This is a genomic window from Verrucosispora sp. TAA-831, assembly GCF_050780145.1.
GTDB lineage: Bacteria > Actinomycetota > Actinomycetes > Mycobacteriales > Micromonosporaceae > Micromonospora.
The window spans coordinates 4,401,221-4,426,228 of sequence record NZ_CP192240.1 but is presented as its reverse complement, the minus strand read 5'-3'; the positions used below and the strand labels follow the sequence as shown (position 1 = coordinate 4,426,228).

The 25,008-nt window shown below is 68.4% G+C and carries 24 protein-coding genes; 16 read left to right on the top strand and 8 right to left on the bottom strand.

Going from position 1 to position 25,008, the window contains the following annotated elements; all coding sequences use genetic code 11:
• Positions 1–73: 73 nt before the first annotated feature.
• From ACQVFL_RS19765 to ACQVFL_RS19740, 6 genes are all read left to right on the top strand, one after another.
• Complete coding sequence (locus ACQVFL_RS19765; protein ID WP_396697035.1) at positions 74–1,159, top strand: TauD/TfdA family dioxygenase; 1,086 nt, start codon at positions 74–76, stop codon at positions 1,157–1,159.
• 310 nt (positions 1,160–1,469) lie between these two features.
• The gene (locus tag ACQVFL_RS19760; RefSeq protein ID WP_396697037.1) at positions 1,470–2,483 is read left to right on the top strand and encodes an ABC transporter substrate-binding protein; all 1,014 of its coding nucleotides are present in this window, start codon (positions 1,470–1,472) and stop codon (positions 2,481–2,483) included.
• 36 nt (positions 2,484–2,519) lie between these two features.
• Positions 2,520–3,293 carry an ABC transporter permease gene (locus ACQVFL_RS19755; RefSeq protein ID WP_431727268.1) on the top strand — a complete coding sequence of 258 codons (774 nt, stop codon included), beginning with the start codon at positions 2,520–2,522 and terminating at the stop codon, positions 3,291–3,293.
• Complete coding sequence (locus ACQVFL_RS19750) at positions 3,286–4,191, top strand: ABC transporter permease (protein ID WP_396697041.1); 906 nt, start codon at positions 3,286–3,288, stop codon at positions 4,189–4,191. Before ACQVFL_RS19755 ends, ACQVFL_RS19750 begins: the two co-directional genes overlap by 8 nt.
• 19 nt (positions 4,192–4,210) lie before the next feature.
• On the top strand, positions 4,211–5,065 hold the full coding sequence (locus ACQVFL_RS19745) for an ABC transporter ATP-binding protein (protein WP_396697043.1): 855 nt from the start codon (positions 4,211–4,213) through the stop codon (positions 5,063–5,065).
• Entirely contained in the window at positions 5,062–5,703 is a 642-nt protein-coding gene (locus tag ACQVFL_RS19740) for a flavin reductase family protein (RefSeq protein ID WP_396697045.1), read from the top strand. The genes ACQVFL_RS19745 and ACQVFL_RS19740 overlap by 4 nt, the downstream gene beginning before the upstream one ends.
• Positions 5,704–5,751: 48 nt before the next feature.
• Here ACQVFL_RS19740 and ACQVFL_RS19735 read toward each other — a convergent pair whose 3' ends face one another.
• Entirely contained in the window at positions 5,752–6,864 is a 1,113-nt protein-coding gene (locus tag ACQVFL_RS19735) for an acetamidase/formamidase family protein (RefSeq protein WP_396697047.1), read from the bottom strand.
• Between the two features lie 251 nt (positions 6,865–7,115).
• Between ACQVFL_RS19735 and ACQVFL_RS19730 the strand changes: the two genes are divergently transcribed.
• From ACQVFL_RS19730 to ACQVFL_RS19715, 4 genes are read left to right on the top strand one after another with little or no spacing between them, the layout of a single operon-like run.
• Positions 7,116–8,444, top strand: coding sequence for an aromatic ring-hydroxylating oxygenase subunit alpha (locus ACQVFL_RS19730; RefSeq protein WP_431727267.1), 1,329 nt, complete (start codon positions 7,116–7,118; stop codon positions 8,442–8,444).
• Positions 8,445–8,473: 29 nt separating this feature from the next.
• On the top strand, positions 8,474–8,962 hold the full coding sequence (locus ACQVFL_RS19725) for an aromatic-ring-hydroxylating dioxygenase subunit beta (RefSeq protein WP_396697051.1): 489 nt from the start codon (positions 8,474–8,476) through the stop codon (positions 8,960–8,962).
• Positions 8,963–8,969: 7 nt separating this feature from the next.
• Complete coding sequence (locus ACQVFL_RS19720) at positions 8,970–9,263, top strand: Dabb family protein (protein WP_396697228.1); 294 nt, start codon at positions 8,970–8,972, stop codon at positions 9,261–9,263.
• Between the two features lie 34 nt (positions 9,264–9,297).
• Positions 9,298–10,194: a VOC family protein gene (locus ACQVFL_RS19715; protein ID WP_431727266.1), complete on the top strand. Its 897-nt coding sequence runs from the start codon at positions 9,298–9,300 to the stop codon at positions 10,192–10,194.
• A 268-nt stretch (positions 10,195–10,462) separates the two neighbouring features.
• Here ACQVFL_RS19715 and ACQVFL_RS19710 read toward each other — a convergent pair whose 3' ends face one another.
• A complete protein-coding gene (locus tag ACQVFL_RS19710; RefSeq protein ID WP_431727265.1) occupies positions 10,463–13,192 on the bottom strand; it encodes a PIG-L family deacetylase in 2,730 nt (909 codons plus the stop codon).
• 496 nt (positions 13,193–13,688) lie between these two features.
• On the opposite strand from ACQVFL_RS19710, the gene ACQVFL_RS19705 reads away from it, so the two are divergent.
• Positions 13,689–14,837 carry an ROK family transcriptional regulator gene (locus ACQVFL_RS19705; protein WP_396697057.1) on the top strand — a complete coding sequence of 383 codons (1,149 nt, stop codon included), beginning with the start codon at positions 13,689–13,691 and terminating at the stop codon, positions 14,835–14,837.
• 152 nt (positions 14,838–14,989) lie between these two features.
• Here the strand turns inward: ACQVFL_RS19705 and ACQVFL_RS19700 are convergent, their stop codons facing one another.
• From ACQVFL_RS19700 to ACQVFL_RS19685, 4 genes are all read right to left on the bottom strand, one after another.
• Entirely contained in the window at positions 14,990–16,216 is a 1,227-nt protein-coding gene (locus ACQVFL_RS19700) for an ABC transporter permease (protein WP_396697059.1), read from the bottom strand.
• Positions 16,213–16,902: an ABC transporter ATP-binding protein gene (locus ACQVFL_RS19695; protein ID WP_431727264.1), complete on the bottom strand. Its 690-nt coding sequence runs from the start codon at positions 16,900–16,902 to the stop codon at positions 16,213–16,215. Before ACQVFL_RS19695 ends, ACQVFL_RS19700 begins: the two co-directional genes overlap by 4 nt.
• Entirely contained in the window at positions 16,899–17,921 is a 1,023-nt protein-coding gene (locus ACQVFL_RS19690; protein WP_431727263.1) for a peptidoglycan-binding protein, read from the bottom strand. The genes ACQVFL_RS19695 and ACQVFL_RS19690 overlap by 4 nt, the downstream gene beginning before the upstream one ends.
• Before the next feature lie 101 nt (positions 17,922–18,022).
• Complete coding sequence (locus ACQVFL_RS19685; RefSeq protein WP_396697065.1) at positions 18,023–18,529, bottom strand: hypothetical protein; 507 nt, start codon at positions 18,527–18,529, stop codon at positions 18,023–18,025.
• Between the two features lie 154 nt (positions 18,530–18,683).
• Between ACQVFL_RS19685 and ACQVFL_RS19680 the strand changes: the two genes are divergently transcribed.
• Together ACQVFL_RS19680 and ACQVFL_RS19675 are read left to right on the top strand one after the other, a co-directional pair.
• Entirely contained in the window at positions 18,684–19,343 is a 660-nt protein-coding gene (locus ACQVFL_RS19680) for a response regulator transcription factor (RefSeq protein WP_396697067.1), read from the top strand.
• The gene (locus ACQVFL_RS19675; protein ID WP_431727262.1) at positions 19,318–20,532 is read left to right on the top strand and encodes a sensor histidine kinase; all 1,215 of its coding nucleotides are present in this window, start codon (positions 19,318–19,320) and stop codon (positions 20,530–20,532) included. Before ACQVFL_RS19680 ends, ACQVFL_RS19675 begins: the two co-directional genes overlap by 26 nt.
• 308 nt (positions 20,533–20,840) lie before the next feature.
• On the opposite strand, the gene ACQVFL_RS19670 is transcribed toward ACQVFL_RS19675, so the two are convergent.
• Complete coding sequence (locus ACQVFL_RS19670; RefSeq protein WP_431727261.1) at positions 20,841–21,047, bottom strand: hypothetical protein; 207 nt, start codon at positions 21,045–21,047, stop codon at positions 20,841–20,843.
• 138 nt (positions 21,048–21,185) lie between these two features.
• Entirely contained in the window at positions 21,186–21,833 is a 648-nt protein-coding gene (locus ACQVFL_RS19665) for a class I SAM-dependent methyltransferase (RefSeq protein ID WP_431727260.1), read from the bottom strand.
• 486 nt (positions 21,834–22,319) lie between these two features.
• Between ACQVFL_RS19665 and ACQVFL_RS19660 the strand changes: the two genes are divergently transcribed.
• The 3 genes from ACQVFL_RS19660 to ACQVFL_RS19650 are packed head-to-tail and all read left to right on the top strand — an operon-like array spanning position 22,320 to position 25,006.
• On the top strand, positions 22,320–22,781 hold the full coding sequence (locus ACQVFL_RS19660; RefSeq protein ID WP_396697230.1) for a (2Fe-2S)-binding protein: 462 nt from the start codon (positions 22,320–22,322) through the stop codon (positions 22,779–22,781).
• Entirely contained in the window at positions 22,781–23,758 is a 978-nt protein-coding gene (locus tag ACQVFL_RS19655; RefSeq protein ID WP_431727259.1) for an FAD binding domain-containing protein, read from the top strand. The genes ACQVFL_RS19660 and ACQVFL_RS19655 overlap by 1 nt, the downstream gene beginning before the upstream one ends.
• A 39-nt stretch (positions 23,759–23,797) precedes the next feature.
• Positions 23,798–25,006, top strand: coding sequence for an XdhC family protein (locus tag ACQVFL_RS19650; RefSeq protein ID WP_431727258.1), 1,209 nt, complete (start codon positions 23,798–23,800; stop codon positions 25,004–25,006).
• Positions 25,007–25,008 lie beyond the last annotated feature (2 nt).

The following is a 25,008-nucleotide window of genomic DNA, read 5'->3' as shown; positions in this document are numbered from 1 at the left end:
CCTGGTGGCAGCGCTGCGGTCGGCGACAACTGAAAGGGCGCCCCGTAGGGCGCCGGAAGCGAGGCGAGTAATCATGCCAACTCATGTGGACCTCCCGCCCGTGGCCGGGCCTGCCGCCTGGCGCGGTGACGAACTGGAAAACGACACGAGCTGGATCTACCAGCTCTCCGCCGCCGAGATCGCCGAACTCGAGGAGGTGGGGCGGCGCTTCGTGGCCGAGAACCCCGATCTGCGTACGGTGACCGCAGCCGAGTACCCGCTGCCGGTTTCGGCTGCCGGACTCGCCCGGGTCGGCCGGGACCTCGACGCCGGTCGGGGCTTCACGCTGGTGCGGGGCATCCCGGTGCAGGACTATCCCGACGAGTTGTCCGGAGCGATCTTCTACCTGATGGGGTTGCACCTGGGCGTGCCGATGCGGCAGAACGAACTCGGCGACGTCCTCGACCACATCCGGGCCACCTCGGACAAGACCCGTAAGGAGGACCCGACCGCGCTCGGCTCGCGGATTCGCGACGGTCTGCGGTTCCACTCCGACAGTTCCGACGTGGTCGCGCTGATGTGCCTGCGGGCGGCGAAGGAAGGTGGTGCGAGCAGTCTGGTCAGTGGTGCCACCCTCTATCGCGAGGTCGCCCGCCGCCGGCCGGATCTCGCGCCACTGCTGTTCGAGCCCTTCTATTTCGACTGGTACAAGCAGGACCACGACGCACCGGAGAAGTTCTACACGTCTCCGATCTGCAGCTACGTCGACGGGGTCTTCAGCATGTACGCCGGCAGCCCGATGATCTTCTCGGCGCAGGACTATCCCGAGGTCCCGCGTCTCACGCCCGAGCAGATCGAGTTGCTGCACCTGCTCGACGCGATCACCCTGGAGCCGGGAATCGCCCTGCACATGGACTTCCAGCCGGGCGACGTGCAGTGGCTGCTCAACTATGCCGCCCTGCACTCCCGGACGGAGTTCGTGGACCATCCCGAGCCGGAACGCCGCCGACACCTGCTGCGGCTGTGGCTGCAGCGCGACGTCGGACGCCCCCTGGCCCCGCAGTTCGGTCGGCATGTGGTGGTGTCGCGGGACGCCACGCGGGACGGCAGTGCGCTCGACGACCTCGGCCACTTTCGTATCGGCCAGGCGACCACCCCGCGACTTGACTGGGGGAACTGACCCCGGTCAACCGGGTGAAAGCGCGCGGATGATCTGTCGAACAGCAGGCCAGGCGCGGTTTCAGGTTGGTTAAACCTGCTCTGCTCCCCAGTGCGAGCGTTGACCCAGCGTTCCGCATGTCGCTACGTTGTATCGCATTACGAGAGAGGCGGCCGTGGTCAACATTCCGGATCCGCCTGCCGGCCATGTCGGCCGTGCAATCAGACACCACCACCACTGAGCACCATCCCACGCGGTTCCGGTGACGGCGGGGCGAATCCCGCCGCCGGACGTCCGCGTTTCGGCAAATGCCTATAAAGAGGAGAATTCAGTGATAAAGAATCGCATTCTGCTCGCTGGTGGTGTCGCGGCTGCGCTGCTTGCCGTCACCGCCTGCGGATCGTCCGAGCCGGACGCCGCGACGGGCGACGGGCCGGTCCCGCTGCGGCTCACCACACTGTCGCTGTGTAACGAGATCGCCCAGTACGCGCTGGACACCGGACTGTTCGCCGAGCACGGGTTGGCGGTCGAACTCATCAAGACCAACGGCGGCTCGGCCGGTCTCGCCGCCGTCCAGTCGGGCTCCGCGGACATCGCCTTCGTCAATCCCGTCACCACCCTCACCGCCATAGCCAAGGGCGTACCGGTGCAGGTCGTCTCCGGCAGCGGCCTGACCACCGCCGACACCCACGGCGTCATCGTCGCCAACGACTCGGGCATCAACGGCCCCGCTGACCTGCAGGGCAAGCGGGTCGCGGTGAACGAGTTGGGCGGCTCCGGCCAGTTCCTCACCACCAAGTGGATCGAACGGCACGCGGGCGCGAAGGTCACCGCCGAGTTCGTCGCGCTGCCCTTCCCCGAACTGGTGGCAGCCGTCGAGGGGGGACAGGTCGACGCGGCGCAGGTCTCCGCGACCCAGGTCGCGCAGATCGTCGGCAGTGGCAAGGGCCGCTCGATCGGCAACCCGATCTTCGACGGCACCGGCCCCACCCCGACCGCGGTCTACCTGGCCACCAGCGATTTCATCGGTAAGAACGAGCAGACCGTACGGTCCTTCGTCGCGGCGATGGAACAGGCCGCGGTGGCCGGCAACGATCCCGCCAACGACACCGAGAAGTTCCAGATCATGGAGAAGTACTGCAAGACCCCGGCCGGGACCCTGGCCAGCATCCCGGAGCAGGAGTACGAGGGCCTGGTCAACATGGACGCCATGGCGACCATCGCCCGGGTGTCGCACGAGGGCGGCCTGCTGGACAAGGGCATCGACGTGACGACCATCGTCCCGGAGTTCTCCCGGCGGACGGCCACCGCTGCCACACCGGCCACCTCGCCGAGCGCCGGCTGACCGATGCGGCGAGCAGGTCGCGTGGGAGGGAAGTGAATGGTGTCGACGATGGTCTACCGGATCCGGTCGATCTGGCCGGCGGTGCTCGGGGTCGGCAGCCTGGTGTTGCTCTGGGCGGTGGCGAGCTATCCCGAGCTGATCAATCCGACTGCGCTGCCCCGGCCCGAACTGGTGGTGGCCGCGATCGCCGACGTGCTCGGCGACGGTGACTACCTGAGCGGGCTAGGCGACACGCTCTGGACGTGGTTGCTCGTCCTCACCCTCACCACCGCGGTCGCCGTACCGATCGGGGTCCTGATCAGCGCGACGCCGGCGCTGTCCCGGGCGGCGATGGTCTGCGTCGACGCCGCGCGGTCGGTGCCGTCGACCGCGATGATCCCCATCGCCATCCTGATCTTCGGGCTCGGCCAGCAGATGAAGCTGGCGGTGGCGTTCTACGCGATCCTCTGGCCACTACTGATCAACACCGTCTACGGCCTGGCCAGCACCGATCCGAAACGGATCGACGCGGCCCGGTCGTTGCGCTGGGGGTGGGCGCGCCGGCAGGTCTACGTGACCGTGCCGAGCGCGCTGCCCTCCATCCTCACCGGCATCCGGGTGGCGTCCGGCATCGCCCTCGTGGTGATCGTCAGCGCCGAGTTCCTGGGCGCGAGCACCGGTGTGGGAGTGGTCATCGTCCAGTACCAGCAGGCACACCGTGCCGACATCGTGTACGCCGGCGTGCTGCTCGTCGCCGCGATCGGTGCGCTGCTGCACGCGGCCCTGATCAGGGCCGAGCGCCGGATCGTGAGGTGGATCCCCGTTGAGTAGCCTGACCGTACCGCAGCAGACCCCCACCGGCCTGCCCCTGCCGGGGCGGCCCGCCCCGGCCTCCGCGCCGCCACCGGGGGATCCGGGGAGGCGGTGGCGGTGGGTGGGCCGGGCGGCCCGCCGGATCGCCGATCTGTGGCTGTTGCTGCTCCTGCTGCTGCTCTGGGAGGTTGTCGCCCGAGCCGATCCGACGCTGTTCTTTCCCCCGCTGTCGGCCGTGCTGAGCCGGTCGGTCGAGTTGTTCCTGGTCGCCGAGCCCGGTCAACTGCTGCTTTCGGACCTCCTCTGGAGCAACGCGTCCGCAAGCCTGTCCCGGTTCCTGCGCGGCTGGGGTGCGGCGATCGTGCTGGGCGTCGCGTTCGGCGTCCTGCTGGGTCGGGTCCGGCTGGCCAACCGGATGTACGGCCCGATCGTGCGGTTCTTCATGTCGCTGCCCAAGGTCGCACTGCTGCCGATCGCGGTGCAGATCTTCGGCGTGACCGACTCGATGAACATCTTCCTGATCTTCATCGGCACCATCTGGATCATCACCATCAACACCTGCGACGGCATCCGCAACGTCGACGAGGCGTGGTTGCGCAGCGCACGTAGCCTGCGGCTGCGCCGCATCGACCTGTACCGCCGAGTGTTGCTGCCCGCAGCCAGCCCGCAGATTCTGGCCGGCATCCGGGTGAGCCTCGGCACCGCACTGATCCTGATGGTCGTCTCCGAGCTGTACGCCACCACGAGCGGGGTCGGCTACCAGATCGTCTACACCGAGCGCACATTCTCCTATGTGGACATGTGGGCCTGGTTCCTCGTGGTGGGTGTCATCGGCATCATCCTCAACCGCCTGTTCGTCTTCGTCGAGGCGCGCCTGCTGCGCTGGGAGCGCCGTGCCGGGCTCGGCGAACTCTAACCCGTCATCGGGAGGTCAGATGGAACTACGACTGGAGTCGGTGACCAAGACCTACGGCAGCGGCACCGCCGCCCGCCAGGCCTTGACCGAAACCTCGCTCACGGTCGGCGGACGTGAGTTCGTGACGGTGGTCGGGCCGTCGGGCTGTGGCAAGTCCACGCTGCTGATGATGGCGACCGGGTTGCTCCCGCCGACCAGCGGACAGGTGCTGCTCGACGGTAACCGGGTCACCGGCCCACCACGGGGATTGTCGGTGGTCTTCCAGGACTACAGCCGCTCGCTGTTTCCGTGGCTGACGGTTCGCAAGAACCTGACCCTCGGGGCCGCCGCCTACAAGCTGCCCAAGGCGGAACTGTCCAAGCGGGTCGAGCACGCGCTCGCGGCGGTGGGACTGGCCGGCAGCGCCGCGCTCTATCCCTGGCAGATGTCCGGCGGCATGCAGCAACGCGTGGCTATCGCGCGGGCCCTCGTGGTCGAGCCGGAGGTGATGCTCATGGACGAGCCGTTCGCGGCGGTCGACGCGCAAACCCGGGCTGACCTGGAGGACCTGGTGTTGCGGGTCCGCGACGAGTACCGGATGACGGTGGTGTTCGTGACCCACGACATCGACGAGGCTGTCTATCTGGGGGATCGGGTAGTGGTGATGGCAGCCAACCCCGGCCGGATCATCGCCGACATCCCGGTTGTTCTGCCGGGACCCCGTGACCAGGTCGGGACCAAGATGGAGGCACGCTTCACGGAACTGCGTGGTGAGGTGTTCGGTCTCGTCATGCGCCCCAGAGCCAGCCAGGAGGACGAGCCGGCCGTCGCTGGAGCGCCACCCGCGACAGACAGTTCCACCCCGGCCCCGTCGACGGTGGGTACGAGCCGATGAGCATCATCGATCTGGCCGGACTGAGCCCGGAACGCCGGCAGGGCCTGCTCTCCCAACTGGTCGTGCCGCGGCCGATCGCCATGGTGACCACCGTCGACCGGTCGGGCGCCGTGAACGTGGCACCGTTCAGCTACTTCATGCCACTTACCGGAGAACCGCCGTTGCTCGCCATCACGATCGGTGGCGCCCGCGCGGCCGACGGTCTACCCAAGCACACCTGGCTCAACATCGAGGCCACCGGTGAGTTGGTGGTCAACCTGACCACCCGGGCGCTCGCCCCGCACATCGAGACCGTCGCCCGTGAGTATCCGCCGGGCTCCGGAGAACTCGACGCGACGGGATGGCGGTGCCGCCCGTCGCACGTGGTAGCTCCGCCGTCGCTGGTGGAGAGCCCGGCGCAGATGGAGTGCCGGGTCACCGAGGTGATCGAACGTGGTCAACGGGCCGACGGGACGGCGGTGTTCCGCATCGTGCTCGTCGAGGTGGTCTGCGTCGATGTCGACGACGCGTTGCAGACCTCACCGGGGCGGATCGATCCGACCCGGGTCGACGCGGTGGGCCGGCTGGGTTTCCCCTGGTTCGTGGTGGCCACCGCCGAGTCGATGTTTCCGCTGGAACGGGTGCCGTACCAGGCGTAGCGAGGCCGGCCGAGGCGGCGGGCGGACCCTCGGGTCCGCCCGCCGTCGTCACACCTGGGCCGCGAAGTCCGCCTTGCGGATCATGCAATGCACTCCCTTGACCGCATCGACTACCTGGCTGATCTCGAAGTCGGCCGCGGCGCTGAGATAGGCCATGGCGGCGGCCCGGTCCATGCCCTGGGTCTGCGCCAGGAACTCCACCGCCGCGCGTACCGCCCGGCGGGCCGCCTCGTTCAGGTCCTCGTGCAGCCCGATCGGCAGCCAGTGGGTGGCCGTCTCGGCGAACGGCCCGCCGAGCGTGCCGAGTACGCCGCCGGTCTGAGCCCGGGGCACCACGGTCAGCCGCAGGGTGGCGCGCAGGGGTGCCTCCAGAGCGGTCAGGGCGACTTCCCCGTCCCCCTGGGCGTAGTGCGGGTCACCGGCGTAGAAGCCGGCCCCGGGCAACTGCACCGGCAGGTACAGCGCGGACCCCACCTGGAGTTCGTTGATGTCGAGGTTGCCGCCGAAACCACCCGGTGGCACGGAGTGCACCGGCTCGTCGGTGTCGACCGCGACACCCATCAGACCGAGGAACGGGGCCAGCGGAAAGTAGGCGGCCCGCTCGCCGTTGTCGAACGGTATGGCGCCGTGGAGCCGGCCGGCCCGCTCGGTCACCCGAGTGAAGGTGAAGACGCTGTGGTAGTCGCGGGAGCCGTCGGGGCGGACGCCGCTGTCCGGCGGGGTCTGCGGGAACTCGCCGGGTAGCGCGCCGTAGCCGTGCCGGCTGCTGACGAACCCGTACGGCGCCCGGGTCAGCAAGCTGAGCACCTCGACCCGGAGTACGTCGCCCGGCTCCGCGCCGGCGACCCGGATCGGGCCGGTCACCACGTGCGGGCCGTCCCTGTCGTAGTCGTGAGCCACGCCGGACGCGGCGAGGTCCCGGGAGTCGTCGAGGACCTGGCTCCCGTCGACCCCGTACCCGGCGAGGAAGGCGAGCGGGTCACGACCCTGGTCCTCCAGGATGCCTTCGTGACTGAGCGTATCGATGGTCACCGTATCGCCGGAGGCGACCTCAAGCACCGGGGAGTGCGTCCGGTTCGGTAGGTAGCCCCACAGACAGGTCTCCGGGGTGGTCTGCAGGTAGTGCGCGCCATCGATGCGCCCCTGCTTGGGCTGCAGCATTGTGCCTCCGGTTGCGATTCGGGGGTTGGCCACGTGAGTGGTCCGCAGTCACTGGAAACAAGCCCAGCCGGCCTCGTTGCCGGACGGGCAGGCGGGACGGTGTCACGCGGCTGTTAACCACGCGTAACTGGGGCGATGGATGGTGGGGTAGCTCTTGACACCCGCGAGCGCACCGTAGCAGCATCACATGGCGAGACGCTATCTCGAATAGAGAACCAAGATCTGTGGAACAGAAGGGCCCGGCGAGATCTATGACTCTTCCCGCGCAGATGCCCGCCGCCGGCGCCCTCGGCCATCTGGTCGACGAGGACCCGGCCGCGCTGACCTTCCGGGTGCACCGCTCGGCGTACCGCTCCGCAGAGGTCTTCCAGCGCGAGCGGGAGCGGATCTGGGCACACACCTGGCTCTACCTGGGGCACGAGTCGGAACTGCCCCGCCCCGGTGACTTCAAGACGCGATCGCTCGGCGGACGCCCACTCATCTTCTGCCGGGACTCCGCCGGGCAGATCCAGGTGTTCCTCAACGCCTGCACCCACCGCGGCACCATCCTGTGCCGGCACCCGGAGGGCAACAGCAAGTTCTTCCAGTGCTTCTACCACGCCTGGGCGTTCAGCAACTCCGGCGAACTCGCCGCCCTACCCGGCGACGACGCGTACGCCGACGTCGAGGCGTTCAAGGAGCGGATGCGCCTACGATCGGTGCCCCGGGTCCAGAGCCACGAGGGCTTCGTCTTCGTCGCCTTCGACCCGGACGTGCCGGACCTGATGACGCACCTCGGCCGCGCCGCACACTACATGTCGCTCACCGCCCAGATCGGTGCCGACGGACTGGAGACCCTGCCCGGCGTGCAGCTCTACGGAGTGAAGGGAAACTGGAAGCTGGCGGTCGAGAACGCCATGGACGGCTACCACTTCGCGCCGACGCACAACACATTCGTCGGGTACCTACGCGAGACGGGCTTCGCCGTCACCGACGACGACCAGTACGCCTACGACCTCGGCGATGGCCACGGTCTGCTCGTCCTCACCGGCCACAACGGTAGGATCGGAATGGTCTGGGAGCCGCGCTTCGGCCCCCAGGAGAAGGAGCGTACGACAGCCAAGCGGCGCGAGATGGTCGACCGGCTCGGCGCCGAGCGCGCGGCCGAGGTCGCCGACGCCAGCCGCATCCTGTTCGTCTTCCCGAACCTGCTGCTGTTCGATCTTGAGGCGCTCACCATCCGCCAGCTCGAACCCGTCGAGGCCGGCCGGACCGACGTACGGGCGTGGCAGCTCGTCGAGGTCGGCGAACCGCAGGTCACTCGGGAACTGAGAGTCCGGACGATGGTCAGTTTCGTGGGTCCGGGCGGCCTTGCCACCCCCGACGACATCGAGGCGTACGAGGCGGTGCAGCGCGGCATCGAGGCCACCGCCGGCGCGGCCGACCCCCGCCACGACTGGAGCGACATGTCTCGCGGAATGGACAACGAGCGGCTGGGAAACCAGGGCCGCTCGATCGACGAAGGCGCGATGCGCAGCTTCTGGCGGCACTGGGCCGGACTGGTCGACGAGCCGTCCCCACCGGAGACAGGGTCCTGGTGAGAGCGCAAGGCAGGGAAGGAGTGCCCACGGTGAAGGGCCGGACGGTAGGCCGGGCGGAGGTCGAGGACTTCCTCTACGGCGAGGCGCTGCTGCTGGACGAGTGGCGATTGGACGAGTGGCTGCAACTGTTCGAGGAGGGTGCCCAGTACGAGGTCCCGACCACCGACAACGCAAGCGGTGCGATCGCCTCGTCCGGCTTCTTCGTCTGTGACGACCATGCGCTGCTGCGGGCCCGGGTCAAACGCCTCAAGAGCCGGATGGCACACGCCGAGAACCCGCACTCACGGACGCACCGGATCGTCTCGAACGTCGTCATTCTCGAGCACGGCGACGAAACCGTGTGGGTGACGGCCAACTTCCTCGTCACCCGCTTCCGCGACGGTGGCACGTACACCTACGCCGGCCGCTACGAACACGTCCTCGTCGTCGACGAGGACAGTCTGCGGTTCCGGATCCGGCGTGCCGTGCCGGTGATGGAGTCGATGGCCCCCGGTGCCCGGCTGAGCTTCATCCTCTGAGGTCGTGATGATCCGCCATACCGTACTGTTCCGCTTCCGCCCCGACGTGCCGCCGGAGACGGTGACCGCGGTCCTGGCCGAACTGGAGACCTTCCCCACCCGCTACCCGGCGATGCGCAACTGGGTCAGTGGTCCCAACGTCAGCAGCCGCGACGACTCCATGTCGCACGGGTTCGCCGTCGACTTCGACACCGAGCAGGATCTACTGGACTACCTGGGCAGTCCGTCGCATGAAGAGTTCGTGCGCACCCGCTGGCGGCCGGTCATCCTGCGACAGGCCATCGCCAGCCTGCACCGCTGATCCGTCACGCACACCGACAGAGACGAGGCCCGCCATGGACCAGCAGACCGGCAGTGTACGCAGCCGAGCGCCGTACGGCATGGAGTACGCCCGAATCGTCGTCCCGGACATGGCGGCGACCATCGAGTTCCTGCAGTACCACGTCGGGCTCCAACTCGAGCAGCACACCGAGGATCACGCCTACCTGCGGGCCGACATCGAACACCACAGCATCGAGCTGATCCACGATCCCACCCGCAGCACGGCAGAGACCGTCGCGGTCGGCTTCAGCGTCGAGTCCGACGCCATCCTCGACGACCTGAGCGCGCGGGTCAGCGCGGCAGGCCACGAGATCCTCCCCTTGGACGAGCGGATGAAGGGGTTGTGCAGTCGGGGTTTTGCCGTACGCGACCCTAACGGGCTCGTCGTCGAACTCTTCACCGAGTTCCTGGAGTACGCCGAGCCGCCGCTGCTGGAACTGCGCCCACGCGACCTGGTTCATCCCTTCCTCGCCACCGACCGGTACGACGAGTGTCTGGAGTTCTACACCACGGTGCTCGGCTTCCAGGTATCCGACCACGTCGGCGACGTGACGGTCTTCCTTCGTTCCGAGGACCGGTACCACCACAGCCTCGCCCTACAGCGCAACAAAGAGTACTACGTCGCCCACCTGTGCTTCATGATGAAGAACTTCGACCACGTGATGCGGGCCCGCGCCCGGGCCCAGTACCGCAACGTGCCCATCGCCTCGGACCTTGTCAACCACTCGGCGTCGACGTCGATCGCGTTCTACCTGTTCGATCAGCGGCACGGTCCACGATTCGAACTGTGCGACGGACATCGGGTCCTGACCCCCGAGGAGCAGGAGAACCACCGGCCGAGGCGGATGGCCGTAGACCCGCGCAACATCGACGTGTGGCGCCCGGCCGCCGACGACTGGGGCCGCTTCTGACGTTCTCGCAGGGCGAAGCCCCAGCCGCCCGACCAGCGCGTCGGTCGGACCGATACTCGCCCGGCCCCGCAGGACCCGATGGACGATGCGCCACCACCGGCCGTCCGCCGTCGCCGTGACATCGGCCTGGATAGCCATGCCTGTTGCCGTCGTGACGAGTTCGACGATCTCCAGTTCGAAGCGCGACCGGGCTGGGACGCCGATGGGCCGGGCCCTGCGGCCCGGCCCATCGGGGTCGCGCGTCAGATCGACGCGCTGACCTGTTCGGTCAGCTCAGCCGGTGAGCGAGGCCGGTGGTGGCGCCGCCGTGCTCGTACGAGACGAGCAGCGACGTGCCGGCCGGCAGGCGCCCGGTCAGCGGCAGGACCAGGGTGTGGCTCTTGCCCAGGGTGGCCGTGGTCTGTGCCAGGACCCGCTCCCCGTCCCAGATGAAGGCCCGGGCGGTGCCGCGCTGCTTCACCTGGAGGTCCACCGAGACCTTCGAGGAGGTTCGGACGACCTTCTTGATCTTGACCGTGTTGCCCGGTAGTGCCGCGTAACCACCCGGCGCCACTCCGTCCGAGACGGACTGCAGGATCGTCTGCGGTGATTCGACGCTCAGCGCCGCGGTGTCGGGCATGACCGGAGCCTTCGGCGCCGACGGCAGCACCGGCAGACCCGGCAGGGTCGCGACGCCCCAGCGCCATGGGTCGGCCCGCACGCCGCTCCAGGTCGACCAGCCGACCCGGGTTTGCGCGGTCAGGTCCTGCGTGTCCGAGTCGTTGACCAGGATGTTCAGGCCCATCCGCGCCGGGTCGACGGTGTCCGGCAGCACGTCGAACGGCACCTTGACCTCGATCCGGTAGCCGGTGTACGGGTTGTTGGTGACGACAGAGGCGATCTCAAGACCCGGTGCGGTCTCCGGGCCACCCTGGTGGTTGTCCCGCTCCCGGGCGAAGCACGGCGGGTTGCCGTTGGCCGGGTCGTCGGTCGCCGGGAAGAGTGCCACGTTGAACACCGTGGAGGTGTTCGCCGAGTTGCCTCGCGGGTCGATGCCGAACTCGATGTTGTCGTTGCGGCGCGGACGCTTGCAGTCCTCGGGAGGCAGCACGGTGCCGAGTACGTCGTCGGTGATGGTGAAGATGGCGTACAGGGCGTCGTCGGTGTAGGTGAGCTGCGCGGTGCCGGAGATGTCCTGCGGCGGTGCGTCGGTGCCCTCCCAGCGGGTGGAGATGTCGATGACCTCACCGGTGTACTCGCCCGGTGCGGCCGTGCCGTTTACGGACGGCGCGGTGGAGGCCCGCGGGATCGTGGTGACCGGCACCAGGTTGAACGCCCCCGGCTCGGTGGCGCTGCCACCGTTGTAGCTGGTCTCGATCCGCACCCGGTACGCGCCGTTGTCCGGCGCCCGGTTGGCGGTCGGCAGCGACGTGTCGGTGTTGGTGACCGTGAAGGTCACCGAACCGCGGGCGCCCGGCCGCAGCCCGGTGTACGGCAGTTGCTGCTCCGCCACCGAGAAGCCGGCCGGCACCTGTAGCTTGACGGTCCCGGACTGGACCTGGTCGCTGTGGTTGGTCAGGTCGACCCGGACGCTGCGGGTGGCACCACTGGGGATGTTCAGCAGGGACTCGATGAGCGCGTCGAGCTGCTGGGTCTTGTTGCGCAGGGTCCACGCCCGGAAGTCGGCGATCTCCGGCAGCGGCTCAAGGGTGCCCCGGACCGGAGCGGTCGCCTGCACCCGTGCGCTGCTGGTGCCGCTGCCGTCCATCCGGCTGGTCATCGTGGCCTCGATGCGGAACCGCGTACCCACCTCGAGCCGCGCGGGCGGGGTGACCGTGAAGCTCTTCACGACCTGCTTGCGCGGGGTGAGCGTGCCGACGTCGCCGTTGCCGCTCACCTTCCAGCCGGCCGGAACCTTCAGGGCGACCTTGGCGCCCGGGACGGCCCGCTCGGCGTACAGGACCGTGTCCACGCGGATGGGCTGTCCGGCGAGGACCTCCCAGTTCTGCGGCCGTACGTGGACCTCGGTGCCGAGTGGCAGCCCACCGGGCGCACGCAGGGTGGCGCCCTGCAGCGCCCCGATGCCAGCACCCACGTTGGGGTCTGGATAAGGGGTGCGGCTGTCGATCAGGTTCAGCCGGTTGCAGCCGATGCTGGCCGGGTCGGTCGTCGGAAAGGAGCTGTTGCCCCAGCCCTGCGACACGTACTCCCGGCGGGCGAAGGTCTGGACCGTGTTCCACCGCTTGCCGTCGTGACGCGCCGACTCGTAGCCCTGCCAGGTGCCGAAGATGACGTCGCTGGCCTCGGTCGGCGTGAAGGTGGTCTCGCAGGCGGGGCCGCTGCTGCCGGAGCCGCTGCCGCCGGTCTGGAAGATCCGGGAGACCCGCCAGGGCTTGAGCCCTTCCTTGGTGATCTGTTCCGGGAATGCCTTCGGGTCGGCGGCGGCGTAGAAGGCCTCCACGGCCAGCATGGCGGCCTTCTGGTGGTTGCCGTGGTTGCCCTGGGTGGCCGAGGGGTTCATCGTGAGGATGACCTCGGGTTTGGTGGTGCGCAGGACGCGCACGATCCGGGACAGCGTCTCCTCGTAGCCCCAGACCTCCTCGGTCAGGGGAGCGCTGGCGGTGTACCAGAAGTCGAGCGCGTCCAGGTTGTAGATGTGGTCGATACCGGACCAGGCCACCGCCCGCCGCTCCTCAGCCTCCCGCAGGATGCCGAGTGCAGGGCCTTCCTCGAGGCCGACGGCGTTCCCGCCGCCCTCGCCGCGGGTGGTGGTGATGACGCCGGCCTTCATCCCCCGGTACTCGTTCCAGTACCCGAGCATGCCGAGCTGGCTGGCCTCGTCGTCGGGGTGCGCGCCGATGAACATGATGTCCAGGTCGACCGGCTTGTCGGACTTCTTGGACGGGCTCTTCACTGTGGACTCGGGCGATGAGCCCTCGGAATGGGCCTGAACCGGACTGGCCAGGCCCAGCGACAGCAGACCGCACATGGCGATCGTCGCTGTGGTGCGCCATCTCATGGGCATACCTCTCCCTGTGGGGACGAGTACTGCGTCTGGGGCGGGCTACCGGCGGGCCGAAGGTCGACAGACGCTTGACTCGCGCCGGGCCTCGATCGCGGACCGCTGTCCGCTGGAGACCGGAAACGGCCTCCGTGCGTCGTGGTTGCTAGACGGTGGTGGTGCGCGTGCCGTCGCGGACCGGACGGTACGCACGATGGGGATAGCGGCTGATCCACCGTAGAGGTTGATCAATCGGAAGGCCTTCGGGCGGTAACGCTAGGGATGCGTCAGATGCATAGTCAAGAGTTTCCAGCGACTTTCTTCCTTCTCTGAAGAAACGATCGCAGTGGGGCGACGCCTGCGGCGGCCCAGCCACACGAGTTGATAAGCAAGCTTTGCCGGTATTTAACCCTTTTGATGTCGAGGGTGATCCCCGATGCGCCGGTCGGGCTGGCGTGCGTCGAGACAACCCCGTTACTTGACGCCGCCTTTTCTTCTCAGTAAGAAGTAAGGCGTGTCCAAGGTAGCGCCGACCAGCCCGGTCAGCCGCGAACGCTCCCGGGAGATCAAACGCCTCTCGGTGATCGTGGCCGCCCGGCAGGCGCGGCTGCTGTCCCGAGTGGACCTGGCCGAGACGACCGGTCTCTCCGCGGCCACGGTGACCGCCCTCGTGCGGGAACTCATCGCCGAGGGTTACCTCATCGAACGGGGGCCGGGTGCTTCCACCACCGGGCGGCCCCGGGAGATGCTGGAGTTCAACCCACGCGCCGAACTCGTCGCCGCGGTCTCGCTCGAACCTCCGCGGATCAGTTGCGAGATCGCCGACAGCGAAGGCGTCCTCATCGCGCACCGCACCGCGCGGCTCGGTGGTGACGTGGTCGACACCATCTGCGCGTTCGTCCTCGAACTGGTCGGCAGCAACCTGCCGGCGCTGCGCGGGGTCGCGATCGCCGTGCCCGGAGTCTCCACGAACGGTGCGGTACGCCTCGCGCCATCGGTGGGACTGGTCGAGGCATGGCCGATCGGCGAGTCGGTGCAGCGGCGGCTCGGCGTACCCGTCGTCGTCGACAACGACGTCAACCTCATGGCTGCCGGCGAGTGCCTTGCCGGCGCCGGGGCGGACGTCACCGACCTGCTGCTGATCCACGTGGCCGACGGCATCGGCGCGGGGCTCGTCCTCGACGGCAGGGTCCGCCGGGGCGCCAGCGGCGCGGCGGGCGAGGTCGGCTTCCTGCCCCTGGACGGCGCACCGAGACGCAGTCACCGCGGTGTCGGCGAGTTCGAGGCCCGGTGGTCGGCGAACGCCATCGCGGAACGGGTGGTCGCCCTGCATCCGGGACACCGACCCGACTCGCCGGTACGGGAACTGATCAAGCTGGCCGCCGCGTCCGAACCGGCCCGCGACTATCTCGACGAGGTCCTCGACGCCTGGGCCCGGCTCATCCTCTCCTGTGCCTGTGTGGTCGATCCGGGGCTGGTGCTGCTCAGCGGTGCCGCCGCCGAGCTTGACGACGCGCGGCTCGCACAGATGCAGAGCCTCGTCTCCGCCGGCACCCCGGCGCCCACCCAGGTACGCCGAGCCACCCTCGGCGACCAGGCCGTGCTGCATGGAGCGATCAGCTACGCGCTGTCGGCCGCGCTTCCCGTGCCCGCGCGGCCGTGACTGTGGGCCGCGAAAGCGGAGCGGCAGGTGTTCACACCGGTGCCGAGTTCGGTCTACGCCGACGTCTCGCAGTCTCGCCTGGTGGCGATCCTCAGTCGGTGTCGTGGTGCGACGAGTGTTGCCGGGCCTAGCCGTTCCCCGCGGGCACGGATCTACCTGAGCGCGGCGGTCGGTGGTGTGCGGGCTGCTCGCAGCGCGGGGTACAGGCCAGCGATGGTGCCGACCGCGAGAGTGGCCCCGATGGCGACAACGATGGCGATCGGGGGGAGAGCGAACGGCCACCCGTTGATAGTCGCCATGATGATCGTTGCGCTGGTGCCGACGGCGCTGCCGAAGATTCCGCCGAGGGCGGACAGGAGCAGCGCTTCGCCGAGGAACTGGACGAGGATGTGGCGGCGGGTGGCGCCGAGGGCTCGTCGCAGTCCGATTTCCCGACGGCGTTCCAGGACGGAGATGATCATAGTGTTGGCCACGCCGATGCCGCCCACCAGGAGTGCGATGGAGCCGATGCCGAGCAGCAGACCGGTGAAGGCCTGGTTCGCGGCGTGGCGCGCCGCGAGCGCGTCCGAAGGGCGGGAGACCTTCACTTCCTCGGGTGCCTGAGGGGAGATGGTCGGGGCGAGGAGGTCGCGGATGCGGTCGACGGACGCGTCATCGGAGCGTTCGTACACCGTCGTCGGGCTGCCGTCGAAGCCGAACAGGGAGGTCGCGACGGCTTCTCCGACAAGCGCGGCGGTGTCCAGTTCGGGCGCGAGAGCGACGGGTTCGAGGATGCCGACGACGGTGAAGTAGCTGCCGCCGAGCCAGACTTGTGTGCCGGGAGTGACGATGCCGAGCCGCTTGGCGGCGGTATCGCCGAGGGCAACGGTCGGGAAGCTCCCGGTGGCGGGATTGAGCCAGGTGCCGGACCGCACTCCTCCCGAGACGACGGTGAGGAGATTCTGCTCGGCCACCATGGCGGAGATCCCGCCGGTGGCCGCAGGGTCGGATAGTTCGCTTCGGTAGACGGACTCGGTAAGAAGAGCGGTCGAGCTCGCGTCCAGGACGTCGTCGATGAGACGGAGCTTGTCGACGGTGTCCACGGGGAGCCTCGACTGCTCTCCGGTCAAGCTCGTCCCGGCCGTGGCGGTGAGCAGGTTGGTACCGAGGCGGTTGAGTTCGTGGTTCAAGCGGGCCTGGCTCGAGGAGGAGATGCCGACCACGGCGATCATCGCTGCGATGCCGATCGCGATCCCCAGCGCGGACAGGATGGCTCGGGTCGGCCGGGCCCGGAGGCCCGTCGCGGCCAGCGAGAGGATGTCACGGCCGCGCAGGGCAGAGCGTGGCGGACCCGGGTCGCCGGGCGGGGCAGGTGGCCGCTGTGTCACGGTGGTGGTCATGAGGTGAGTTCCTTCTGTTCGTCGCGGAGAATCCGTCCGTCGCGAATGGCGATCCGGCGGGGGAACTCCGCGGCGAGTTCGCTGTCGTGGGTGATGACGACGACGGTCGTGCCTTGCTGGTTCAGTTCATGGAGGAGTTCGACGATCGCGGCGCCGGACGCGGTGTCGAGGTTTCCGGTGGGTTCGTCGGCGAGCAGCAGCGGGGGCTCTCCAACAACGGCGCGGGCGATGGCGACGCGCTGCCTTTCGCCGCCGGAGAGCTGGTGCGGACGATGATCCAGACGGTGCCCCAGTCCCACGCGTTTCAGTGCGACGACGGCGCGTCGGCGGCGTTCGGCTTTGGGGACACCGACGTAGAGAAGTCCATCTGCGACGTTGTCGACCGTGGTGGTGCCCTCCGCGAGATGGAACTGCTGGAAGACGAATCCGATACGGTGCGAACGCAGTGCCGACAGGGAACGGTCATCGAGTTCGTTGACGTCGATCCCGTCGATACGGGCGATTCCCGAGGTGGGTGTGTCGAGCGTGCCGATGAGGTTCAGCAACGTTGACTTGCCCGATCCGCTGGGACCGACGATGGCGACGAGTTCGCCGCGATGGATGTCGACGGTGACGCCGGCGCACGCCTGTACGGGCGGGCTGCCGTAGGAGCGATGGACATCAGTGAGCGACACGAGCGGGTTCATCGCCGCGGCACCACGACACGCTGACCGGCCTCGATACTGTCCCCGCTGATCTCGACCCGGCCGCCCGCGAACATTCCCGTCGTGACCGGGGCCTTCGTCGTCGATCCGTCGGAGTCGACGATCTCGACACCGAACTGCTGCGGGGTGATCGCGATGAGAGCCTCGACCGGCACCGACAGTACAGCTTCTCGCCTCTCGCTGGGGATGCTCACCGACACGGACGCCTGCTGGAACGCTGCGGCCTTGGCCGGGTCATCCAGCGAGACCACGATCGGGATGACCGTCTGTCTCTGCCCGTTCGCCCCGTCGATCTCGGTGGGGGTACGCACGGAGGTGATCTTCCCCGTCGTGCTTCCCCCTCCGGGCAGCCGCACGGTCACGGGGGTGGCCGGCGCCGCGAGCTGCTGATCGCCAAGCTTGACGTTCGCCTCGACCACCTGGCTGGTGGCCGTGGCGTCGTACAGCGTCGTGCCCGGCCCCACGCGCGTTCCTGTGCCGCTGCTGATCTCGCCTACTCGCAGGTCACCCCTGGTGAAGACCACGGAGCCCAGCGGGAGCGTGCCCGTTCTGGGCAGTCCGTTCGCCTCCTGCCAGTTCATGATCGCCTCGGCCGTGGCCCATCTGAAATGCTTGTCCGGTTCGTCGCTGAAGTGGCCCAGGTCGCGGAGGTTCTGTTCGAGCTGTGTCACGTCGGGCCCGTCCTCCATGCCGCTGGCGAAGTCACGCCAGGCCGGTAGCGCGCCGCTCAGGAGAAAGGACGGCACGTCGTCGACGGCGTACAGGCGGTCGCCGCGTTTCAGCACCGAGCCCGGCTCGGGAAGGGCGGTCACCGTCCCGTCGGCGTTCGCCTGAATCGCACGCGAGCCGGAGAACTTCAGCGTGCCGGTGACCGTGGTGTCGCCCTGCAGGTCGCCCAGGACGATCTCGTCGGTGGTGCGGGTGGAGGCGCGACCGTTCGAACTGTCCTCGTTCGCGGTCGCGTTGGCGGAGTACATCCAGAAGACGCCTGCGGCGATCAACGCGACGATCGTGACCAGGCCGAGGGAGACGAGGACGCACCGACGTCGTGAGGGAGGCGGAGCGTGTTCGGTCGGAGTATCGGTTGCGGCGCTGCTCATCGTCAGTTGCTTCCGGTCGCGGCGCCGCCAACGCCGTTAGGCGCGCAGGTCTCGAACGCGTCCACGGGCACATCGCTCGGGATCGCGAGATCCTCGCCGGGCGCGGGGTCGGGAACGTCCACGCCGTGCTCGCGCAGGCACTTGGCGATCTTCAGGTGTTCTTCGCGCAGCCTGTCCGCCGAGTCGCCCCCGAGGCCGGGGTCGCCCTCGCGGGCCGGCGGCCGGCCGATCTCCGACTGGCAGGCCTTCGCAGCTTCCATGAACCCATCGTCGGCTTGACTGATCGACTGGCCGCCGTTGTTCGGGTCTGCCATGTCGATGCCTTTGCCACGCATGCACTTCGAGAACGCCAGCTGGTACTCCTCGAACGACTCGAACGACTGAGTCTGGTTTCCCCCTGTGGCGGGAGCCGACCCGGTGTCGGCAGTGCTGCAGGCGGTCAGCCCTGCGATCAGCGGCGCGGCCAGCAGCATGGCGGCGATGTGACGGGACTTCTTCGAGGTCAGCATGGGTGGCCCCTTGCGGTGTAGCGCCACGGACTCTCCGTGGGTGAACACCAGTGCACCGGCCCCGCCGTTGTCAGCGCGTTCAAGGTTTCTTTTACCTTTTCTCAACGCTCGGTGTGCTTCCCTGGACGGCAGGTCGGCGACGAGAGGAGCACACGTGCGCGTCCTGATCGTCGAGGACGATCCGTACATGGCCGATGCCGTCCAGACCGGTCTGCGGCGGGAGGCGATGGCCGTCGACCTCGCTTCGACGGGCGAGGAAGCACTCGAACTGATCGCCGGGAACGGGTACGATCTGGTGGTCTTGGACCGAGACCTTCCCGGCATCCACGGCGACGAAGTCTGCAGGGTCATCGCCGCAGATCATCCCCGCGTGCGGGTCCTGATGCTCACTGCGGCCCGGACCCTTGATGAACGTGTGACAGGGTTCGAGACCGGCGCAGACGACTATCTCTCCAAACCGTTCGAGTTCCCCGAACTCGTCGTGCGCATCCGGGCTCTGGAACGTCGGACCGAGCCGGCGCGCCCGCCCGTCCTCGAAGCGCACGGGGTGCGGCTCGACCCGTTTCGGCGAGAGGTCTACCGCAACGGACGCCTGGTTCGCCTCTCCCCGAAGGAGTTCGCCGTCCTGCACCTCCTGATGGCCGCCCAGGGCGGCGTGCTGAGTGCGGAGACTCTGCTGGAGAAGGCGTGGGACGCCAACGCAGATCCATTCACCAACACCATCCGCGTCACCATCTCCAACCTCCGCAAGCGGCTCGGCCGCCCCTGGATCATTCAGACTGTCCCCGGTGCCGGCTATCGATTCGGCGACTGACATGCGTGGTAGGAAGACCGTTCGCAACGGGGCCGGGCGGCGGCTCACCCTCCGAACCCGCCTCACCCTCAGCTACGCCGGACTCATCACCGGCTCCGGCGCCGTACTGATCACGCTCGTGTACCTGTACATGAGGTTCGTGCCGAGCTACCACATCGTCAACGACCGTGCCCCGACTCTTCCCGAGCAAGGGCCCACCGGTGCTTCCCAGCCGACCAGCGGGATTGCCGTCGCCACCGCCGACGACTTCCTCGACAACCTCCTCATCGCGTCGGTCCTCGCGCTCCTCGTGATGGCGGTGATCGGCGGCATCGTCGGATGGCTGATCGCCCGACGCATCGTCAAGCCGCTCAGCGAAATCGGAGACGCCGCACGACGCGCGACAGAAGGATCACTCGATCATCGTGTCGGACTCAGCGGTCCGCCGGACGAGATTCAGAATCTGGCGGACACGTTCGACCAGATGCTCGCCTCACTCGAACGTTCCTTCGCGGCCCAGCGCCGATTCACCGCCAACGCCTCCCACGAATTGCAGAGTCCGCTGGCGACGATCAAGACGATGATCGATGTCGTTCTGTCCGGGCCGGCGCCTGACGTCGACGATCTCCGCACCGTGATCGCTCGCATCGGCGAGGTGAATCAGAGCAGTATCGAGACCGTCGATGCGCTGCTGGATCTCGCGACGGCAGAACACGCAACCGTCCTGCCAGAGGCCGTCGACCTCCGTGCGGTCGCGTCGGAGATCGTGGCCGACCTGCGCGAGGATGCCGCCCGCGCCGGAGTCGAGATCACCGGCCCGGATGGACAAGCCGTGGCGTGGGGGAGCCGCGTCCTCGTACGACAGGCCGCATCGAATCTCATACGCAACGCGATCCAACACAACCATGAAGGCGGGCGAGTGTCGTTGACTCTCTCGTCGACGGAGAAGCACGCCTCCCTGACCATCATCAACAGCGGCACCGTTCTGTCGCCGGCCGATACGCCCATGCTCACCGAGCCCTTCACCCGCGGCACGGGGCGCTCCTTGACGCGGGGTAGCGGTCACGGCCTCGGCCTCGCCATCGCTCGGGCGGCTGTCGAGGCTCACAGCGGCGACCTGGTGCTCGCACCGAACGCCGAAGGCGGACTCACCGTGCGGGTGGAGCTGCCAGCCACATCCGACCCGGACCGCGACAGACCGTCTTCGTGACCACGATTCACTGCAAGCCGGTCCGTCCGATGCCGATAGCCGGCTGCAACTCACCGGATTCGGTGGTAGCCGTCCCGACGGACACGCACCAGCCCCGCTGGCGCACGGATGAGATCGAGGCGTAGCTACGGCACGTCGCGGCTGGCGCCTACGGAAGTGACGACCCGCCGCAGTCCAAGGCGCTCGTGCACAAGGTGATCGTGACGGAGGACGCGGAAGCGGCCGCCGCAGGAATCCGTGCCGAACTCGGCATGACCTTGGCCGAACTACTGGCCACGCCCTTATGTTGATCGGCGCCGAGGCAGAGATCAGGTCCGCTTGCGGCTCGCGATCTCGTCAGCGAGCTGCTGCACGTGGGCGGGGTCCGCGTCCCGGGCGAGGGCGACATAGTGGTCCATGACGGCCGGCCGGTAGCGCACGGGCAACGTCTGCCCTGGGGCGAGTCGGGTCAGCTCGGTGATCGTCAGGTCTTCGTCTGCGATCCCGCGGAACGAGACGCCGTCAGCGGTTTCCACGTCGAGCTCAGGAGCGGGTTCGGTGCGATGCCCGGGAAGTCGGGCCCGACACCGAGCGATTCCCGACTCAGGTCGGGCCTGAGCTGCGCCACCAGATCGTTGAGCTTCTTCTTCCAACCGAACATCCTGACACCCCTCTCACACCGGGGCCTGCATCTCGGCCTGGCGCTTCGCCCTCACCGCGATCATGGGTCGCCGGCCATTCTCGTCCGGCCCGATCGGGCGTCGGCAGTAGTAGACCATCGCCGGCGGCACGTTGGCCCAGACCGTGCGGCCGACGACGACCTCCTCGAATCGAGATCGCAGTGATCGCAGCATCCGCAGGGCCGGTGGAGCCCACCGGGCGTGGACATAGGCGAAGGTGGTGAAGACCGCACCCGGATGCATGACCGCGAGCACCTCTGACAGAACGTCGTGCTGGGACTTCTCGTCGAACGCCGCCCAGGGGAGACCACTGACGACGACGTCGACCTGGTCGACGCTGCGCTGCGTGAGCACTTCCCGGAGCGAGATGGCATCCGCGATCGCGACGTCGACCGCCGGGTAGAGGGCGGCCAACTGTCGGGCGAACCGAGGGTTGACCTCGACGGCGATATGCCGGCCAGAGCCGGCCAGGCGCTGCTGGATGGTCCGGGTGAACGCGCCGGTACCAGGGCCGAGTTCGAGGACGGTGGGACAGCCGGTCAGCGGCACTGCTGCCGTGGCTGCCTTCCCCAATGCCGACCCGCTCGGTAGGACGGCGCCGACCGTCATGGGGTTACGCACGAACTCAAGGAAGAACGACACAGTTCAGATCTCCTGTCCCACCGCGCTGCACGCGGTCGCGGAAACGGCCGTCGTCGATCAGCGGATGCGGATCCGCTGGTACGGCGCGCGCTACTGAGAATCGGGCATCACCGAAAGGTCATCCAGGCTCTGCTGATCCGGGGATCGGCAGAGGCTCCGCCAACGCCGTGGTGCAGGGCGGTGACGTGGCCGCCGGGTACGACACCGACGCGCGATGAGACCCCGCGTGGCGAGACCTGTCGTCCCAGCCTGGGATCGACAGACCCTGGTTGCCATCACCTGCGGTCGTCAGGGTGAGGGAGTACGTCCCACCCGACGTCTATCCGGGGAGGTCCGATGAATTCAAGCGACGACGATGGCGAGTGCCGGTCGGGTGTGTCCCGGCGAAGTGTTCTGGGTGGCGGTGTCGTGGCGGCGGTGGCGATACCGCTGCTGGAAGGAGGGGCGCAGGCCGCGCCGGCAGCCGAGGTGGCGAACGCGGATCTCGTGACCGTCCAGGCCGAGGTCAACGGCAGGCCGGTCTCGGTACGGGTCGACCCGCGACTCACGCTGCTCGACACGTTGCGGGAGGAGTTGGGGCTCACCGGTACGAAGAAGGGGTGCGACCGTGGTCAGTGCGGGGCCTGCACTGTGCACGTCGACGGCCGGCGGGTGCTGTCCTGTCTGACGCTGGCGGCCACGGTCCATGAGCGTGAGGTCACCACGATCGAGGGTCTGGCCCGGGGCGATCTGCTGCACCCCATGCAGCAGGCGTTCATCGAGCGCGACGGCCTACAGTGCGGCTTCTGCACGCCGGGGCAGATCATGTCGGCGGTCGGCATGGTCCAGGAGGGCCATGCGCGCTCCGACGAGGAGATCCGCGAGCGCATGTCGGGCAACATCTGTCGGTGCAGTTGCTATCCGTCGATCGTGGACGCGATCCGGGACGCGCAGAGGGTGATGCGCTGATGCGGCCCTACACGTTCACCCAGCCGCGCGCTGTTCGCGAGGCCCTCGCGAACGCCGGCACGGACACGGCCTTCCTGGCTGGCGGCACGACCCTGGTGGACCTGATGAAGCTCGAGGTGATGGCGCCGACTCGGGTCGTGGACATCAACCGGTTGCCGCTGCGGGGCATCAAACTCGACCGGGACGGGCTGCACATCGGTGCGCTGGAGCGGATGAGCGATGTCGCCGCTGACCGTAACGTGCGTCGGGACTATCCGATGATCGCTCGGGCGTTGGAGTTGAGCGCCTCCGCTCAGCTCCGCAACATGGCGAGCATCGGCGGGAACCTGTTGCAGCGCACCCGGTGCGGTTACTTCCGTGACGTGAGCACCGGCTGCAACAAGCGGAATCCCGGCAGCGGCTGCTCGGCGCTGGCCGGGATCAACCGCACGCATGCGATCCTCGGCACCAGCGACGCCTGCGTGGCGACGCATCCCAGCGATCTGGCTGTCGCGCTGGTGGCACTCGGCACCGACGTGCATCTGGCCACTGAGCAGGGCACTCGTACAGTGCCACTCGACAGGTTCTACGCCCTGCCCGGCGACACTCCTCACGTCGAGAACGTGCTGCGACCGGGTGAACTCGTCACCGGCATCACCGTTGCGCGTTCCATGTGGGCACCGAACTCGGTCTACCTGAAGATCCGAGACCGGCAGTCGTACGAGTTCGCCCTCACCTCCGCGGCCGTCGCCATCGAGTGGCGTGGCCGCACCATCAGGCAGGCCCGGATCGCCGTCGGCGGGGTCGGCACCAGACCCTGGCGGCTGCCGACGGTCGAGAGCGCCCTGGCCGGTCGGCGGGCCACCGCCGACGTCTTCGAGGCCGCGGTACGCACCGCCGCGGACGGCGCCCGACCGCTGACGCACAACGCGTTCAAGCCCGCGCTGCTGCGACGGACGCTGGTCCGAGCCCTCACCGATCTGGCGGAGCGCCGATGAACAACCAGCCCAAGGCTTCGACGGCACCGGCGTGCGGCGATGGTGCTCATGCTTGAACTCGCCACCGAACTCCTCGAACGGTTCCGCAGCCGGACACCCTTCGTGACCGCCACCGTCACCCGTGTGGACGGCAGCGCACCCCGCCAGCCCGGCGCGTCACTGGTCGTCGACGCGGACGGAACCGTGCTGGGCAACGTCTCCGGTGGCTGCGTCGACTCCGCCGTCTACCAGGCCTGCCAGGACATGCTGCTCGGGGATCACGACCCGAAGACCCTGCGGTTCGGTTACACCGACGACGACGCCATCGGCGTCGGCCTCACCTGCGGCGGAACGATCGAGCTGTTCCTGCGCCACCACGACCCGAGCATCGAGAGCGCTCTGGAAGCGGCGTACGTCGACGCGGCCCAAGACGAGCCGGTCGCCGTCGCCACCGTAGTCTGCGGCCCGGACACCCATCTCGGACGGGTCATCGTGGTGCGCCCCGTCCGTGATCGCGAGGGAACCCTCGGCGACGAACGGCTCGACGAGATAGCCGCCGCCCACGCGACCGGTGTCCTGCACGCCGGAACGAGCCGCACCGTGGACATCGGGGTGGCCGACGGCTACTGCCAGGAGTCGATGACCCTGTTGGTCGAATGCACCACCCCCGCACCACGGATGCTCATCTTCGGAGCGATCGACCATGCGGCGGCACTGGCCCGCCTGGGCACCTTCCTCGACTACCGGGTGACCGTTTGCGACGCGCGCGCCACGTTCGCCACACCCGACCGATTCCCGTACGCCGACGAGGTCGTCGTCGACTGGCCGCACCGCTATCTACGGGCACAGCGCCTCGACGGCAACACGGTCATCTGCGTACTGACCCACGACCCGAAGGTCGACGTACCGTTGCTCACCGCGGCCCTGCGACTGCCGGTCGGCTACGTGGGGGCGATGGGATCACGGCGCACCCACGAGCAACGCCGGGCGCGGCTGCGCGAGGCCGGCCTGACCGACCAGGAACTCGACCGTCTGCACTCGCCGATCGGGCTCGACATCGGCGCCCGTACTCCACAGGAGACGGCACTGTCGATCGCGGCGGAGATCGTCGCCCACCGCCACGGCGGCACCGGCGTGCCGCTACGCACCGGGGTGCCCATCCACCGTCGCGCCGACCGCTCACCCTCCACCGTCCCGCCGGCCTGGACGGCGGACCACCTCGGCCACAGCGCTGGCATCACCCGGCCACGGTCCTCTTCCCACACCTAGGA